The sequence below is a fragment of the Nostoc sp. UIC 10630 genome (assembly GCF_010747425.1).
GTDB lineage: Bacteria > Cyanobacteriota > Cyanobacteriia > Cyanobacteriales > Nostocaceae > Nostoc.
In genome coordinates this window covers 1-14,920 of sequence record NZ_JAAGOG010000018.1, presented here as the reverse complement: position 1 = coordinate 14,920, position 14,920 = coordinate 1, and the positions used below count along the sequence as shown (strand labels likewise).

Annotated in this window: 14 protein-coding genes; 7 read left to right on the top strand and 7 right to left on the bottom strand. The window is 40.7% G+C overall.

The genetic code is table 11. From position 1 onward, the window contains the following. Positions 1-145: 145 nt before the first annotated feature. Positions 146-613: a MarR family transcriptional regulator gene (locus G1O98_RS07275; RefSeq protein WP_012410030.1), complete on the bottom strand. Its 468-nt coding sequence runs from the start codon at positions 611-613 to the stop codon at positions 146-148. Positions 614-687: 74 nt separating this feature from the next. Continuing rightward, positions 688-2,346, bottom strand: a complete 1,659-nt coding sequence (locus tag G1O98_RS07270) for a glycosyltransferase family 39 protein (protein ID WP_163928024.1) — start codon at positions 2,344-2,346, stop codon at positions 688-690. Between the two features lie 137 nt (positions 2,347-2,483). Here G1O98_RS07270 and G1O98_RS07265 point away from each other — a divergent pair, with 137 nt between their 5' ends. After that, positions 2,484-3,128, top strand: coding sequence for a class I SAM-dependent methyltransferase (locus G1O98_RS07265; RefSeq protein ID WP_163928022.1), 645 nt, complete (start codon positions 2,484-2,486; stop codon positions 3,126-3,128). 105 nt (positions 3,129-3,233) lie between these two features. After that, on the top strand, positions 3,234-3,704 hold the full coding sequence (locus G1O98_RS07260) for an EVE domain-containing protein (protein ID WP_163928020.1): 471 nt from the start codon (positions 3,234-3,236) through the stop codon (positions 3,702-3,704). Positions 3,705-3,890: 186 nt separating this feature from the next. On the opposite strand, the gene G1O98_RS07255 is transcribed toward G1O98_RS07260, so the two are convergent. The 3 genes from G1O98_RS07255 to G1O98_RS07245 form a co-directional block, all read right to left on the bottom strand. Continuing rightward, the gene (locus G1O98_RS07255; protein WP_163928018.1) at positions 3,891-4,715 is read right to left on the bottom strand and encodes a M90 family metallopeptidase; all 825 of its coding nucleotides are present in this window, start codon (positions 4,713-4,715) and stop codon (positions 3,891-3,893) included. A gap of 232 nt (positions 4,716-4,947) precedes the next feature. After that, positions 4,948-6,870, bottom strand: a complete 1,923-nt coding sequence (locus G1O98_RS07250) for an Hsp70 family protein (protein ID WP_163928016.1) — start codon at positions 6,868-6,870, stop codon at positions 4,948-4,950. 14 nt (positions 6,871-6,884) lie between these two features. Continuing rightward, complete coding sequence (locus G1O98_RS07245) at positions 6,885-7,781, bottom strand: hypothetical protein (protein ID WP_163928014.1); 897 nt, start codon at positions 7,779-7,781, stop codon at positions 6,885-6,887. Between the two features lie 155 nt (positions 7,782-7,936). Here G1O98_RS07245 and G1O98_RS07240 point away from each other — a divergent pair, with 155 nt between their 5' ends. The 3 genes from G1O98_RS07240 to G1O98_RS07230 all read left to right on the top strand — a co-directional run bounded on the left by G1O98_RS07240 (position 7,937) and on the right by G1O98_RS07230 (position 10,585). Next, entirely contained in the window at positions 7,937-8,728 is a 792-nt protein-coding gene (locus tag G1O98_RS07240; RefSeq protein WP_163928012.1) for an SAM-dependent chlorinase/fluorinase, read from the top strand. 79 nt (positions 8,729-8,807) lie between these two features. Continuing rightward, positions 8,808-10,307, top strand: a complete 1,500-nt coding sequence (locus tag G1O98_RS07235; protein WP_163928010.1) for a cryptochrome/photolyase family protein — start codon at positions 8,808-8,810, stop codon at positions 10,305-10,307. A gap of 56 nt (positions 10,308-10,363) precedes the next feature. Beyond that, positions 10,364-10,585, top strand: coding sequence for a hypothetical protein (locus G1O98_RS07230; RefSeq protein WP_163928008.1), 222 nt, complete (start codon positions 10,364-10,366; stop codon positions 10,583-10,585). Positions 10,586-10,794: 209 nt separating this feature from the next. Here the strand turns inward: G1O98_RS07230 and G1O98_RS07225 are convergent, their stop codons facing one another. After that, positions 10,795-11,538, bottom strand: coding sequence for a response regulator transcription factor (locus G1O98_RS07225; protein WP_163928006.1), 744 nt, complete (start codon positions 11,536-11,538; stop codon positions 10,795-10,797). Positions 11,539-11,694: 156 nt separating this feature from the next. Between G1O98_RS07225 and G1O98_RS07220 the strand changes: the two genes are divergently transcribed. Together G1O98_RS07220 and G1O98_RS07215 are read left to right on the top strand one after the other, a co-directional pair. Beyond that, a complete protein-coding gene (locus G1O98_RS07220; protein WP_163928004.1) occupies positions 11,695-12,759 on the top strand; it encodes an alpha/beta fold hydrolase in 1,065 nt (354 codons plus the stop codon). 536 nt (positions 12,760-13,295) lie between these two features. Next, a complete protein-coding gene (locus G1O98_RS07215) occupies positions 13,296-13,667 on the top strand; it encodes a four-helix bundle copper-binding protein (RefSeq protein WP_163928093.1) in 372 nt (123 codons plus the stop codon). Positions 13,668-13,787: 120 nt separating this feature from the next. On the opposite strand, the gene G1O98_RS07210 is transcribed toward G1O98_RS07215, so the two are convergent. Beyond that, positions 13,788-14,920: sulfate/molybdate ABC transporter ATP-binding protein (locus G1O98_RS07210; RefSeq protein ID WP_163928002.1), on the bottom strand; the 1,133-nt coding region annotated here is incomplete at its 5' end.

Genomic DNA, 14,920 nt, shown 5'->3' with positions numbered 1-14,920 from the left:
CTTGTTCGATGATTTGATTGATAGTCGTTTATTTAGAATGCGTAGTATTTTCTGAAAAAAAATTTTATTTCCTTAGTATGCGTAATATTATCTCAAAACAAATCTTTACAGCACCTCCCCCGGTCGGGTGATTGTGAGGTTATCTTTAGGAGAGGTTAGCGATCGCCCGATTTAAGATTTGGGAAAACAGTTCTCGGTCAGCAAAAGAAATACCGTCCATTGCTTCATCCCTTACTGCGGCGGCGATTGGGGGTAAAATAGTTTCTAGTTCTTTACCTGCATCCGTTAGCCAGATCCGCCAGATGCGGCGATCGTGAGTGTCGCGTTCTCGACGCACCAAACCGCGTTCTTCCATCCGATCTAGTACGCCTGTTAAAGTTCCTCCTACTTGTTTGAGTTTATCTCCAATACTAGAAGTAGGTAAACCATCTTCTTGCCACAAACAGCACAACACCAACCAGTGAAATGGTGTAAGTCCAAAGGGTTCTAGCTTATCTGTAAACTTGCGACTGAGCAATTGTGAGACTAATTTGATTCTGTAGCCCAAATTGTATGGTGCCAGATTTTGCTGCCACGACTCTAAAGCTGGGGAATGATTAGATGTAGAAACCATTTAGCAAAATACTTAGTGTACGTACTATTGTATATAAATCAACATTTTTTAGCAACAGGTGCTTTGCATCTATCTTAGGGAAGAAATTGGATCAACTGGTATTCTTTGACAGTACCGAGAATACGGTGAGGTCTAGATAATTTAGGGGATTGATCAGTATAGATCCAAGCATAGCTCAAAGCTGGTATTTGCGAAATAGAGGCTACTTGCTGGGCATGAATAGGAAGATAGAACTCAAATAATACTTCGGTTTTCTGGTCTATTTCCACATAGTAGGTAGGATGAGATTGGAGAGTTGAGGCGATCGCACTTTGTTGTAAAAAAGTTTTCAAAACAGAGTTATAGTCACTTAACAGACCTATGCTACCAATCGTCGCCAAAGCTAACCAACAAGGAATTAACCAACCTGCAATCCAATAACGCGCTGTGAGAAACTTCTTGCCAAAGTGGTAACGACTAATCCACACCACAGGTAAAATTAACCAACCCAAGCCCATAGCCAAGCCAATAGTTGCATACTTGCGAAAATCAAAACTACCCCAACTAAAAATGCCAATACTCGCTATAACAAGCAAAAAACCTAACCCACCAAAGCCATAACTGAGATTCCGAGGAAGATTCTTTTTTGCAAAAAAGTTTAATATATTTATTTTATCTTTTTTAAGAGGTAATGGGGGGGTAATTCCTGTCTGGTAAATACTACCTAACCAGTTTAAACCCACAGATGCAAACAAAGCTATAAACGGATAAAGGCAAAGACTATAATGAGGGAGACGAGTGCTAAAAAAACTAAGCTCACAAAATAAGATAAGTGGAAAGCCAACTAATATTAACTGATAACGAGGAATTGGACGACGTATAGTCAAAAATAAACCTAAAACTCCGAAAAAAGCACAAGGGAATGCTTTTAAAAGAATATTCCAAAAATAAAACAGCCGATCATTTCTATAATTATTTTCAGAACCTAGCTGCATAACAAACTTGAGTAACTCTTCAAAACTCTGATTTCCGTAGTGCAGCCAGCTTAAATATAGCCAAACACAGGTAGGGATTAAACCGACAAAAAAGCCTAAATACAAAAATGGGTTAGTAAGATGATGATGACGGCGATGTTCCCAAATTAAATAAGGGAATAAAGCGATGATTGGCAAAAAAATCATAAAGCTTCTGACTAAGAAGCCTAAACCTAAACTTAAACCAGCTATAAAACTCCAAAAATAACGATATTTAGGATATGATTCTGTTTTTATTAAAGACAAAATAGCTAAAAGTACCAATAGAACCATCGGTATATCAGGTGTACTTAAGCGAGAGTATTGCAGCCAGAGAAATTCCACACTTAAAATAGCAGCAGCTAGCCAACCTAATTTTTTGCCTAGCATAATTTTGCCAATTTCATACACAAGCCATAAGCTAAAAATACTAGCAATCATACTAGGAAGACGCGCACTAGTATCACTCATACCAAACAGCTTGTAGAAACTGGCAATTAACCAATAAGGTCCAGGGGTTTTATGGTGTGCCGTTGTCCAAGGAGTTATCCAATTACCAGAATCAAACATCAGACGCGCACGCGAAGCGTAAAGCGCCTCATCATGTGCCATCAGGCTATTGTGCCCAGAAGTAAATAATAATAAGGGAAGTATCCAAAGTAACAAGCTCAAATATGGTAATAATCCCACTAGGCGCGTTTGTCGCCAAATATGCCGCAAGATATGTAATTTATAAAACATTGAATTGATAAAATTGAATGCTGCTATTTAGACTCGTTTACGTGCCTTGCTGTTATTAAAATATGTTACATAGTGGTTTTTGAACAATACCTGAAATTGCCGCATTTTTTGAAAAAAGTACTCCAAAACAGAGATTTATGCAATTAAGACCGAATCAACGCCAGAAATTAGACGACAAAGACGATAAGCTGTTCTATGCCTATCCCCGCTTTGTTACCCATGTCGATGAAGGATTTATTCAACAGCTAACGGATTTATATCGCGATCGCCTCAAACCCGACACCCGCATTCTTGATATGATGAGCAGTTGGGTGTCTCATCTACCAGAAGAGATGCAGTTTGCCCATGTAGAAGGACACGGACTCAACGCTGAGGAATTAGCACGAAATACCCGCTTAAATCATTATTTTGTGCAAAATCTTAACGAAAATCCGCAGCTACCTTTAGCAGATGCAGATTTTGATGCTATTCTCAATTGCGTATCTGTGCAGTATGTACAATATCCAGAAGCAGTATTTTCTGAAATTTACCGCATCTTGAAACCCGGTGGTGTTGCAATTATCAGCTTTTCTAACCGGATGTTTTTTGAAAAGGCGATTCAAGCTTGGCGTGATGCTTCAGAACCACAGCGAGTAGAATTAGTTAAAGCCTACTTTGCCTCAGTTCCAGGATTTACAACCGCAGAAGTTATAGTTCATAAATCAACATTACCGAATTTATTTCAGTGGTTGGGTGCAGCTGGAGGAGATCCGTTTTATGCCGTTATAGCTTACCGCAGTTAAATTCACTGGTACAGAACGGCGTAAATCCAGGTACTATCTCAGACAAGGGGCAAAATCCCCTTGTCTTAAAAATCCTTGTTATTTGTATATTCATAACCTGTATAAATGAATTATTGGCTAATGAAATCAGAGCCAGAAGCCTATAGCATTGTTGACCTTCAACAGCAAAGCCAGACTATCTGGGACGGTGTTCGCAACTATCAAGCTCGTAACTTTTTGCGCCAAATGGAGGAAGGAGACTTAGCTTTTTTTTATCATTCAAACACTAATTTTCCTGGTATTGCAGGTTTAATGCGTGTGGTCAAAAAAGATATTGCTGACCCAAGTCAGTTTGAGCCAGAAAGTAAATACTACGACCCAAAATCGACTTCCGAATCCCCTCGATGGCAAACAGTTGTAGTAGAATTCGTTGAGACTTTTTCAAATCCAATCTTGCTATCAATACTCAAAGAAAAGTTTAGCGATGAAGACTTAATGTTAGTGAGACAAGGAAATCGATTATCAGTTATGCCCGTTCCTGAAGCAGTGGCTTTGAAGATTCTGGCGATGAAAAGTCATAGTTTAAATAATTCGTAATTCGTAATTCGTAAAATATTTTTAAAGGAAGGTTGATTAACTGGCCATAATGCAATACATTTCAGATAAGACCAAAAGACTTGTAGAGACGGCGATTTATCGCGTCTCAAAACTCACAATTTTGTACAAGTAGCGTTTAACCCAAGCGTATTGGGGCATAATGTGATTCTTGCCTATTTATTTAGTTTATACCCATTGCACAGGATCTAATTGATAGTAACGTTGCAGTTGCTCATAAAGTGCCGGATGCTTAGACAATAATTGGTGCGGTTTCTCAAAGAATGTCTCAGTCGCTACGGCGAAAAATTCTGCGGGATTTGTTGCGCCATAGCTATCCATTACCGTCTTTGCACCTTGTAGAACATCATTACAAAGTTGCTGATATTCTTCTGTCATCACCTTCGCCCATATAGTATAGTCTGAGTTGCTTTGCAGTATCGGAACTCCTTCAGCTTTACCATCTTCTTGATCCAATTGATGGGCAAATTCATGAAGCACAACGTTACTTCCATCACTCCAGTTATCAATGTCGTGTTTCACCTGTTCCCAAGACAGTACTAATTGGTCATTTGTCCACGATTCTCCTAGTCTGGCTACACGCCTTTCTTCAACAACATATTTTCCGATGGCAGTCGTTTCTTCAACAAAATAAGCTTTGGGATAAATCAGAATTGAACGAAGTCTAGGGAAGTATTGCCCACGTTCATTTAATAAAAGTAAACAGGCAACAGCCGCAAGAGTCAGTTTCATTTCTTCCGTCACCTGTAATCCTCTACAGCCAATAAATTGCTTTTCTGCTAAAAATACTTGAATATGTCCCTGAAGTCGTCTGATTTCATCGGGAGAGAGACACAGATAAATAGGAAGATTATTTTCAATAATTGAATTCCATAGTGGGGGGAAAGGACGGTGTTTAAGACGGTCTCTTCGCCTTTTGACTAGGATGGGATTGGCTACAATCCCAGCTATAATTAGTCCAATGATGATAAAAACAACTATTGTTTGAATCATTGAATTTTGAGTAATTTATATATTTAATTAACTGACTTTTGTCTCTAAGCTCACCTCTTTTTTTACTGTTATAAAGCTAGCCCTTTCAAGGTGGGTAAAAATTTTATATAAATTATTCTTTAACCTCTTCTCTCTGTGTTCTCTGCGCCTCTGCGGTTAAATAAATTCTAAACCGCAGAGGCACAGAGAGCGCTGAGATTATAAAAACTATATTTACTGCTATATATCACCACTATTGGATCAGAATTATGCAAGATTGGACTTTGGTAGATAGGGTTTTTTGTAGCCCTTGCTCAACTTTGCTAATCAGTTTATCAAAAGCCTCTTGATCTGCTGTCAATTGTTCTTGAAGAACTTTCTCTAACTCAGGCTTTATTTGATCGCACATATCCTCGATTTTTTTGTCACTCAAAAAACTAGAACGAGCCCAACTAGGTACATCCACATTTGTCTTGATTACTTCTTGAACACTCTTGCGATTTAGCTCCATTCCTGCCGCCATCACCGAAGCCCCATATACTAGTGCAATCGGCCAGGTTAAATGTCCTGTTAGTATGAGAGTGATGATGCTAGCTACAGTGCCTCCACCAATTACTACATTGACAATAAAGCCCACTGTCTCAGCCAAAATAGCATCTCCAATCCGTAACTCTGGGTTAACAAAATTTGGGTCAATGCTATCCTGGAACCTCAAACTGCTTCTAGGTATCTGAAACTTTCGACAGATTGGATCGGTTTGTGCGGCTAAATCGGGTTGGATTTTATTGCTAAACCAAAAAGCGCATTGATGATTAATTATCTGCACAGCGCGTTCGCTTTTGAGCCACTGTTCTGCACGACTGATTAAAGATGTTTCCAAATCGGCTAAAGTTCGTATTTTGTTTTTTTGCCAATCTTTTAAAGCTGGTTTAACTGCGTTGACAAGCAAGCCGTCTGTCAAAGGCTTAGTTAGTGATTCGATTAACTCCGGGATATGCCTTTCAATCAAACCTTTAAGCGTATTCGAGGTAAATAGTTTGTTGACTTCTTCTTTAAAAGCAGCAGCACGCAGATCCCATCGTCCTACTCGTGCTAATCCCAGTGCAATACACCGTTCCGGTTCTGGATCGGGGCGAAGCAGTGTTTCTGGTTCGGGAAACATTTCCTGACAAAGCGAGTGCGTAAACTTCATGCGAGATGCACCGCCAGTCATCAGCAAAAGTTTTGGCACGATTCCAAGTTTTTCTAGCTTTTCTTTCGCCTCAGTTAAAGAGTCGCTAAACGATCGCACCCAACTATGATGCCCCAGTTCCGGTAAAGGCTGGTTTAAAATTTCCTCCATCATCAATTTATTGACTTGGGGAATAAAATAAATCTGTTCGTTGATCGACTCGAAGCCACGCGCAAAGGATTCAGGATCGCTGTATAGCTGCTCATTAGAAAAGTAATCTTCTTTAGCTTTGCGACAAGCAAGTTCACAACGAGCTTGGTGATGCGGATATTCCTGAAATACTTTTTCGAGTAATGCTTTTTGCTCGTGGTTGGCGAGAGTCCGGGCAAAAATAGCCTTGTCAATTAGAGATGCACCTAAAGTATTACTCCCAAAATCTATGGGTATCTCTTCTAAGCTCTTAACCAGAGTAAAATCTGTGGTTGAAGAACCAATATCGACAATTAGCACCGATCCAACAAGTTTGTCATACTCCAGTTTCCCGGCTTCCTTAGCTTGCATGAAAGCAGCCCGCGATTCGGGTACAACATTTAGTTGGGGAATACCAGCTTCTTGAAGTAGCTTTTGGTATTCGGTGCGATCGCTAACTGACCATCCGGAAGGGCAACCTATGTAAAAATAGCTACTTTCTCCCCCTTCAAGTTGTTTGCTTTCTTTCAAAAGGCGGTAGTAGGTTGCGACAAAAGTGCTAATTGTTTCCCGATATTTGGGATCGTTATTGGGTTTTTGCTTGAAAGAAATCGTCAGTTGGGTAACGCCAGCTTGAATTAATGCTTGTTCGCCAACAAGATAACCGAGTTTAGGATGCCAACCCAGGGCTGTAATTTGGTTCTTCTTGTTATTAATCTCCAGCATCTGGGGAGGGTCGATGCTTTCCACTATCGCTTTTGCTACAGCCGTTTCACCGTGCCCCAAATCAAAACCGATTGTTTCTAAAATTTCCATACCCTTATTGTCTATTATTCTCTAGCAGAGGAATACGCTGGTTCAATTACTCGACCGCGCCGAATTAAGCGATCGCCTTTTAATAAAGCCGGAGTTAGAGTCACGTGTTCTTTGGTATCGGGGTCGATACTTGGCTCAAAGTCAAAATAATTGCGATCGCTATTTGATCGGTAAACTTGAGCGTTAATTCCCTGAGACATTAAAATCTGTGGCAGAAGTTTTGCAAGTTCATAAGCCATTTGGGGTTTATCAAGTTTTGATGCGCCCATTAGCCTTTGCAGAAAATTTAATAGCTCTGGTAGTTCTTCTATAGCTAAATCGCCTTCATGTTTATTCCCATCTTCTACTCTAGCTACTGCTAGGTCGATAGTGTTGAGAGCATCGCTAAGATGATCTAAAAATACTTTGCTATCAACCCGGAGCAGAGGTTTAGGTAATTCCAATAGTTCTGAAGATATAGAATTTTGCTGGTTATTTAATTCGAGTTGAAGCACAACTTCTACCCCTAGAAGTAGAGAGGTTAGTAAGATAGCCATCCATGCACCAGGGGTAGTTTTAGTTAAAGAGAATAACGAACCTAAGATGCCTATATAAATTAGTCCCTTTAGCAGTGTCAGGATTAATCTACTGGAAAAAAGGTTTGTACTTGGGTTAGTAAATTGCTTTTGTTCTGTTGGAGCAACTTGAGAATAGTTAGCCGCAGCGAGAGTGGCAATGGACTGCCGCAGGGTATCTAGGAAAAATGAAGCTAGACGAACTTGAGCTAAATTAAGCTTTTCAATGTAAATTCTTTCAAGATTATCAAGTCGGTTTTGTACCAGTTTAACTATCTGTTCAATACTGGTTGTATTATCAATATCTGTCTGAAGTTGGTTGCGTTCTTCGTTAAAAAGTGAACTGATTGTTTTCATTGCGTTAACTAATACTTTAACGTTATTAATTAGGAGTGAAATTAACAAACAAGTGTTTATTTCACTCTGTAATCACATAATGACGGAATAATTCATAATTCATAATTATGAATTACGTTGATTGCAAATTACTACCCATCAGAAGGAGGAGCAGAATGTTTATCTGCGTCATTGCAGACTACGGTACAGGAGATCCGGCATTTATAGAAGTCACACAACGTCTGCTGATGGCTTTTCCTCATGCCCAAATTCATTTACTTTCGGTTCCAGCATTCAGTACTTTGGCAACGGGATTCTGGATTGCCCAACTAGGACTTAACTCAGGCCCTAGCGATCGCCTAATTTATCACAACTGTGCCCCTCGTCAGGATGATCCCGAAGCCCGTCGAGACAATGAAGGTGAAGGACTAACTTATGCCCTTTTATCTAATGGTGTAAAAGTAGTAGGTGTAAATGCGGGGTACACCCTCTCCTTTATCAAAGGCTATACAAAGGAGTTGCGAGTGGTCAACGTTTCTCGTGGTGGATCGCAGTTTCGCTCACGGGATGTATTTCCTCCAGCTGCGGCTGCTATTATGAATGAAGATTTTAGCCTTCTGGGAGATAGCCTTAAGAGTGAGCAAATCCCAGATGTTCCACCAGATCGAATTGCCTGGATTGATGGCTACGGCAATATCAAAACAACTATTGGGGCCCATACACTTAACTTGGAGCCTCAAACCAAGATTGTGATCCGAATTGGAGATGTAGTCAGTGATGCAGTGTATTCTGATGGTAGCTTCAAGGTATCTGAAGGAACTTTAGCCTTTGCTCCTGGTAGTTCCGGTTGGTCAAGAGGCGATTCAGGAGAACCATTGCGCTTTTTAGAATTGTTTCTGCGGGGAGGGAGTGCTTGGGAGCGCTTTGGCCGTCCCCGTGTGAATCAGCAAGTAACTCAAATTGCCTAAATCAAATTCACTGCTCCACACCCTACAGATAAGCACTATCTATGTTTATCTGTAGGTATGGGTATTAGTGGTAGTAACAATGACGATTGGGGTTTGGATATTAGGCGACCAACTTTGGGTAAAACAAGCAGCTTTACAAAGTTGTTTTCATCAGGAGAATGTGCCTGTAATTTTGATTGAGTCACTGCGTCATGTTCAAGTAAGACCTTACCATCAGCAAAAGTTAGTCTTACTTTGGTCGGCAATGAGGCATTTTGCCCAAGAGTTGCGACAACTAAAATATTCAGTAACATACAAAATAGCTGAAGATTTTAACACACCACTCCAAGAATGGATTAGGGAAAATGAAATTACTCAGTTACGGGTGATGACACCGAATGATTTACCATTCACCCAGATGATTCAAAATTTAGAACTGTTTTGCCCAATTACTTTGATTCCTAACAATCATTTTTTGTGGAGTACAGAAGAATTCAATAATTGGGCATCAGGCCGTAAGCGTCTCTTAATGGAAGATTTTTATCGGGAAGGAAGGCGGCGTTTCCAAATTTTAATGGAGAAAGATAAACCAGTCGGCGGACAGTGGAATTTAGATAAAGAAAACCGTCAACCGCCCAAAGGTAAATTAAATACACCACCTGCACAATGGTTTGAAGCAGACGAAATTACCCTTGATGTCATTGCCAAGGTTAATTCTCTTACTTGCCCAACTTATGGGGAAATAAAACCTTTTCGCTGGGGGATAAATCGCCAACAGGCACTTCAAGTATTAGACTGGTTTATTCAAAATCGTCTACCACATTTTGGTCCTTACCAAGATGCAATGGTAACGGGAGAAGAAACAATGTGGCACGCTCTACTCTCCCCTTATTTGAATATCGGTTTACTCCAACCAATGGAGGTAATTCAAGCCGTACAACAAGCATACTTCCAACACCAATTACCTTTAAATAGTGTAGAAGGTTTCATTCGTCAGGTGTTGGGTTGGCGAGAATATATGCACGGCATCTATCACTATGTAGATGCTGATTACTCAGATAAAAATTGGTTTAGCCACACACAACCGCTACCGGAATTTTTCTGGACAAGTAGAACCGAAATGAATTGTCTACACCAGATTCTCACACAAGTGGAACGCACTGGCTATGCTCATCATATTCAACGGCTAATGGTGTTGAGTAATTTTGCTTTGATTGCCGGACTTTCACCACAATCTGTAGAAAACTGGTTTCATGCAGTGTTTATTGATGCTTATGACTGGGTAATGCAGACAAATGTTATTGGTATGGGTTTATTTGCTGATGGAGGTGTGTTGGCATCTAAACCCTATGCTGCTTCTGCTAACTATATAAATAAGATGAGTGACTATTGCAAAAGTTGTGTTTATAACCATAAGGAACGTGTAGGCGAAAAGGCTTGTCCGTTCAACTTCTTCTATTGGGATTTTCTTGACCGACACCGTCAACGACTACAATCTCAAGGAAGGATGAGTTTTATTTTAAATAATTTGGATAAAATGTCTGCTGAAGAATTACAGTCTATCCGTCAACAAGCTCAAGATTGGCACGCCCAATTATAGGTATCGTAAAGGTATATCAGAACCAGTCACTTAACAGTACAGTAGAGGTACTTAAAATGACAAATACAACGGAGAACATATTTGATTCAGGGATGATTAATGAAGATTGGTTTAACTTAGGAAAATCTGATGCCTGGGCTGGAAAAGCCAAAGTGCCACCAGAACAAGATTCTCAAGCTGCTAGTATGTACGAACTGGGTTACTGCGAGGGAAAAATTAAACATTCACCAACTGAAATTAGTCAGTACCCTAGAGTCCATGTTCTGCACTTAAACTAGTAGTATAAACAGTGTCAGCACTGTTGTTCAGTATCTTACAGCAATACTCCGTTTCATATCATGTCCGAGTCAATAATGCTTGTAAAGACGTTGCAATGCAACGTCTTTACACAGCAGAAAATTCCACTAACCTTAACTAAACGGTAAGGAATAAGAGTTTCTGAGAGTTATTGCCTAAGTGATGGCTTAGTTAAGGCAATTTAGCGATTTCATTCAACGACTGTTACTGAAGCCCCTTCATTTGATGGAGGTACGCCGGGTAATTCAAGACAGTATCCAGCACCATATACTGTCTTTATATAGCGGGGGTGGCGGGGATCTGGTTCTAGCTTGGTTCTCAAGTGGCGAATATGGACTCGAATCGTTTCAATGTCGTCATCGGGATCGTAGCCCCAAACTTCTCTGAGGATTTCGCTAGGAGAAACTGTTTGACCGTGGCGTTGCAATAAGCAGTGAAGTAGCTCAAATTCCAAGTGAGTCAATTTCACCGTGTCATTGAACCATATTGCCTCAAATCTTTCGGGAACGAGGGTCAATGATCCATAGTTCAGAATCTCACTATGCTTTGCGGCTTGGGGAATGCGGTCAGTACGTCGCAAAAGTGCCCGCACCCGTGCCAGCAGTTCTTCAACTTCAAAAGGCTTGGTGAGGTAGTCATCTGCGCCAGCATTAAAGCCTTCCACCTTGTCCTGAGTTTGGCTCAAAGCCGTCAACATTAACACGGGAATCTCAGAGGTGCGATCGTCGCGGCGCAGGCGTTGACAAACTGTAAACCCATCTACTCTGGGCAACATTAAATCGAGCATGATCAAGTCTGGTTGAAGCTGGAGAGCCAGCGCTTGACCTTTGATGCCGTCTTCAGCTTGACTAACATCGTAGCCAGCCATTTCCAAGTTGACGGCAACTAGTTCTGAAATCGCTGGGTCATCGTCTATGACAAGAATCCTCGGCATTCTTAAAAATTATTACTACTTATTAAGGATAATTAACAACCTTTGATAGATACAAAGATTTTTGAAACGATTCTAAAAAAGTTTTTAAATCTTACATAAATATTAAGATTAAATGACTGTGAAATCAAGACTCAATTACACGAAATCTTATAGTCTATGATGTGTTATGCTCCCCCCTACAATCCGTCTTGGTTTTTACAAAACGGTGTGATGATGACTGTATACAGCGCTTTGTGGGGAAAACGTCACTGGCAAAGTACTACTAAAGACCCAGAACCGTCTTATCACGAGAAAATTTTTATTGGTGGCCAAGGTGTGCCAATTTTTGGCTTGGTTGCCATCCCGGAAAATGCTCATAGCACAATTATCGGCACTTATGGCATTACTGGAGAGTTAAAAACGGAATGGTTTTTGAGAGTACTAGGGCGTAAAGCCTATGCTCAAGGATACGCTGTAGTGTTATTTGATTGGCGGGCCCACGGGAAAACTGCCGAATTATCGCCGACTCTGACTTCTGATGGTTTGTATGAGGGGGAAGATTTTGTTCGCATCGCCGCCGCAGCTAAGGCAATGGGATGTCCTGGGAAATTTTGGTTTACAGGGTTTTCTTTAGGAGGGCAATTGGCACTATGGGCAGTGAAGGTAGCTGGTGAGGTGATTAGGGAATATGAAGATTTAGGACTAGAAGACAGCGATATTGGCGGTGGTATGGTGATTTGTCCGAGTTTGGATTCGGAGCGATCGCTATCTTATCTAGTTACAAAGCCCTTCGGCAGATATTTGGAAGCGGGGATTGCCCAGAATTTAAAAAAACTAGCATGGCGAATTCATGATGCTCATCCCGGAAGCATTGACCCAGCAGCGATTGAACGGGCGAATAGTATTTGGGGTTTTGATAACGAACTGGTAATTAACAGATTAGGTTTTTCTTCTGTAGAAGCATATTACCAAGCTAGTAGTGCTTTACAAATATTGCCGCAAATCTCAAAACCGACTTTGATTTTATATGCTGCTGATGACCCACTTTTTGACCCAGCCATCATACCGGAATTACAAGAAGCTTGCGATCGCAATTCCGCAATAGATTTATTACTAACTCAGTACGGTGGTCATGTTGGCTATTTGAGTAGCAAAGAGTGCCAGCGTCAAGTACAAGACTCCGATCCTTGGTGGGCATGGAATCGGATTTTACAATGGTTAGAGCAACAGCGCAAAGGATAAGTAGCTTGGCGTAAAAATTATCAGTGGGATAAAACAGGGGCAAGGAAAAAAGAGTTTTAGCTTTCTTTATCTTTCTTCACACATTTTGCTTTTATTAGACCAGCTTACTTAATACTAAGATTTTGTTATTGAAATGAAGTCGATGAGAATATAAAAAATATTCATTAGAGTTAATAAATACTGACTTAATATAATTTAATAAATATTTCCAAAAAAGCATTTATCAAGAAAACATGACATTAGTTTTAATCTAGATTATAGCTCTAACTTTTGCTTGCTGATAGAAAAGTTGACTTGCTCCATAAAACCCCACTCCACAACGAGAGTTTCTAAGCCTTAATGTGTAAGAATAACCAAAAAAACAGCACCAAACTTCTGTAGGATTTGCCCAAATTTCCGGTAATTATATCGGGATAGTAGTCTTATAAATTCTGGACAAAAAACTCCCATTGACTCTTTCAAAGGATAGGATTAATGTTGTGAGTAGTCCTTACAAGGACACTCTTTATGCATCAAAAAATCAAGAGGTATTTCCTATGATGATGATGATGACTGAAACCATGACTGCCGAAATGCAAGCTTGTATGGAAGTTTGTATGGACTGTCATAAAATGTGCATGGAAACCATGACTTACTGCATGGCCAAAGGTGGTATGCAGATGGACAAGGGCATGATGAGCATGATGAGCATGATGCGCGATTGCTCTGAAATGTGCATGATGTGCATGAATATGATGATGAGTGGTTCTGAGTTCATGGAACGCACTTGTATGCTCTGCGCGGAAATGTGCGATCGCACTGCAATGGCGTGTGAGATGATGAGCGATGACATGAAAATGATGGAATGTGCTGCTGCTTGCCGCAAATGTGCAGAGTCTTGCAGAAGTATGCAAATGATGACTGCCTAATTCCCCTAACTAGCAGAAGTTTCTCTGCAACCTAATATTCAAGCGCTCAGACTCTTTGGGATCTGGGCGCTTGAAGTAAGATGATTTTGAAAATTTCCCATGTCCCATATATTTCTGCGTTTATTCCATCAAAATCAAGCGCAGAGGGTCTAAACGCACATACCAAGGAAAAGGTTGATCTTTCATAGTCGCCCATTTTTCTTTGAAGACTTCAGCTTGCAGATGGTAATCTTGAGAATTCTTACCAGCAGAATGTAGTTTGAGAAATAATGTCATTCGGTGGGGCGTTTCACTTGTTCGTACTATCCAGCAGGGAAAGGTATTTTCCTGTGATGAGTCGTTGGTAAAAATGAACTGATGGGCACGAATGCCAACGTGGGATAATTCGCTCGTGACTGGTTCAATGACTTGAAGAGTACAACCCCAATCAATCGCTTCCACCTTTTGTGATGACTGGAGAACAGCACGGGAGAAGTTTTTACATCCGGTAAGTTGAGCGACACTAACGGTAGCAGGATGCTGGAAAATATCGTATTTGCTGCCATGATGAACGGCTCTACCATGTTCCAATACCAATAGATTCGGACAAATTCTATAAGCTTCTTCCATATTATGGGTGACAAATAGAGTCACACCTTGGTAGTCAGCTAGAGTTTCAGTCATTTGCTGCTCTAATTGACTACGCAAATGGGTGTCAAGTGCCGAGAACGGCTCATCTAAAAGCAATGCTTCCGGTTGACTTGCCAATGCTCTTGCTAAGGCTACCCGTTGTTGTTGACCTCCAGAAAGTTGGTGCGGATAGCGATCGCCTAATCCCTGCAACTGCATCGCTAATAATTGTTCTTCTACCTGTACTCTAATACTTCCAGCCGATAGTTTTTTGGGCAAGCCGAAAGCAATATTTTGCGCCACACTCAAGTGCGGAAAAAGAGCGTAATTCTGCACCAAAAAACCGATGCGGCGATCGCGGCTGGGTAAATTAATTCCTTGTTCGGAGTCAAACAGTACTCTGTCATTTAAAACTATGCGTCCACTAGAGGGCGTTTCTATCCCCGCAAGGCAGCGCAAAATCATGCTCTTACCGGCTCCAGAGCTTCCTAACAATCCCAAGGGTTGCTCATCAGAAGTAAAAGCAACTTTTAAATCAAAGCTAGGAAGTATTTTTTCAATGTTGACAAACAATCTAGCAGATTCAAAGCTAGAGTCCAACGTATAAAGATTTTCTCCCCCTGCTTCCCCTGCTCCCCCTGCTC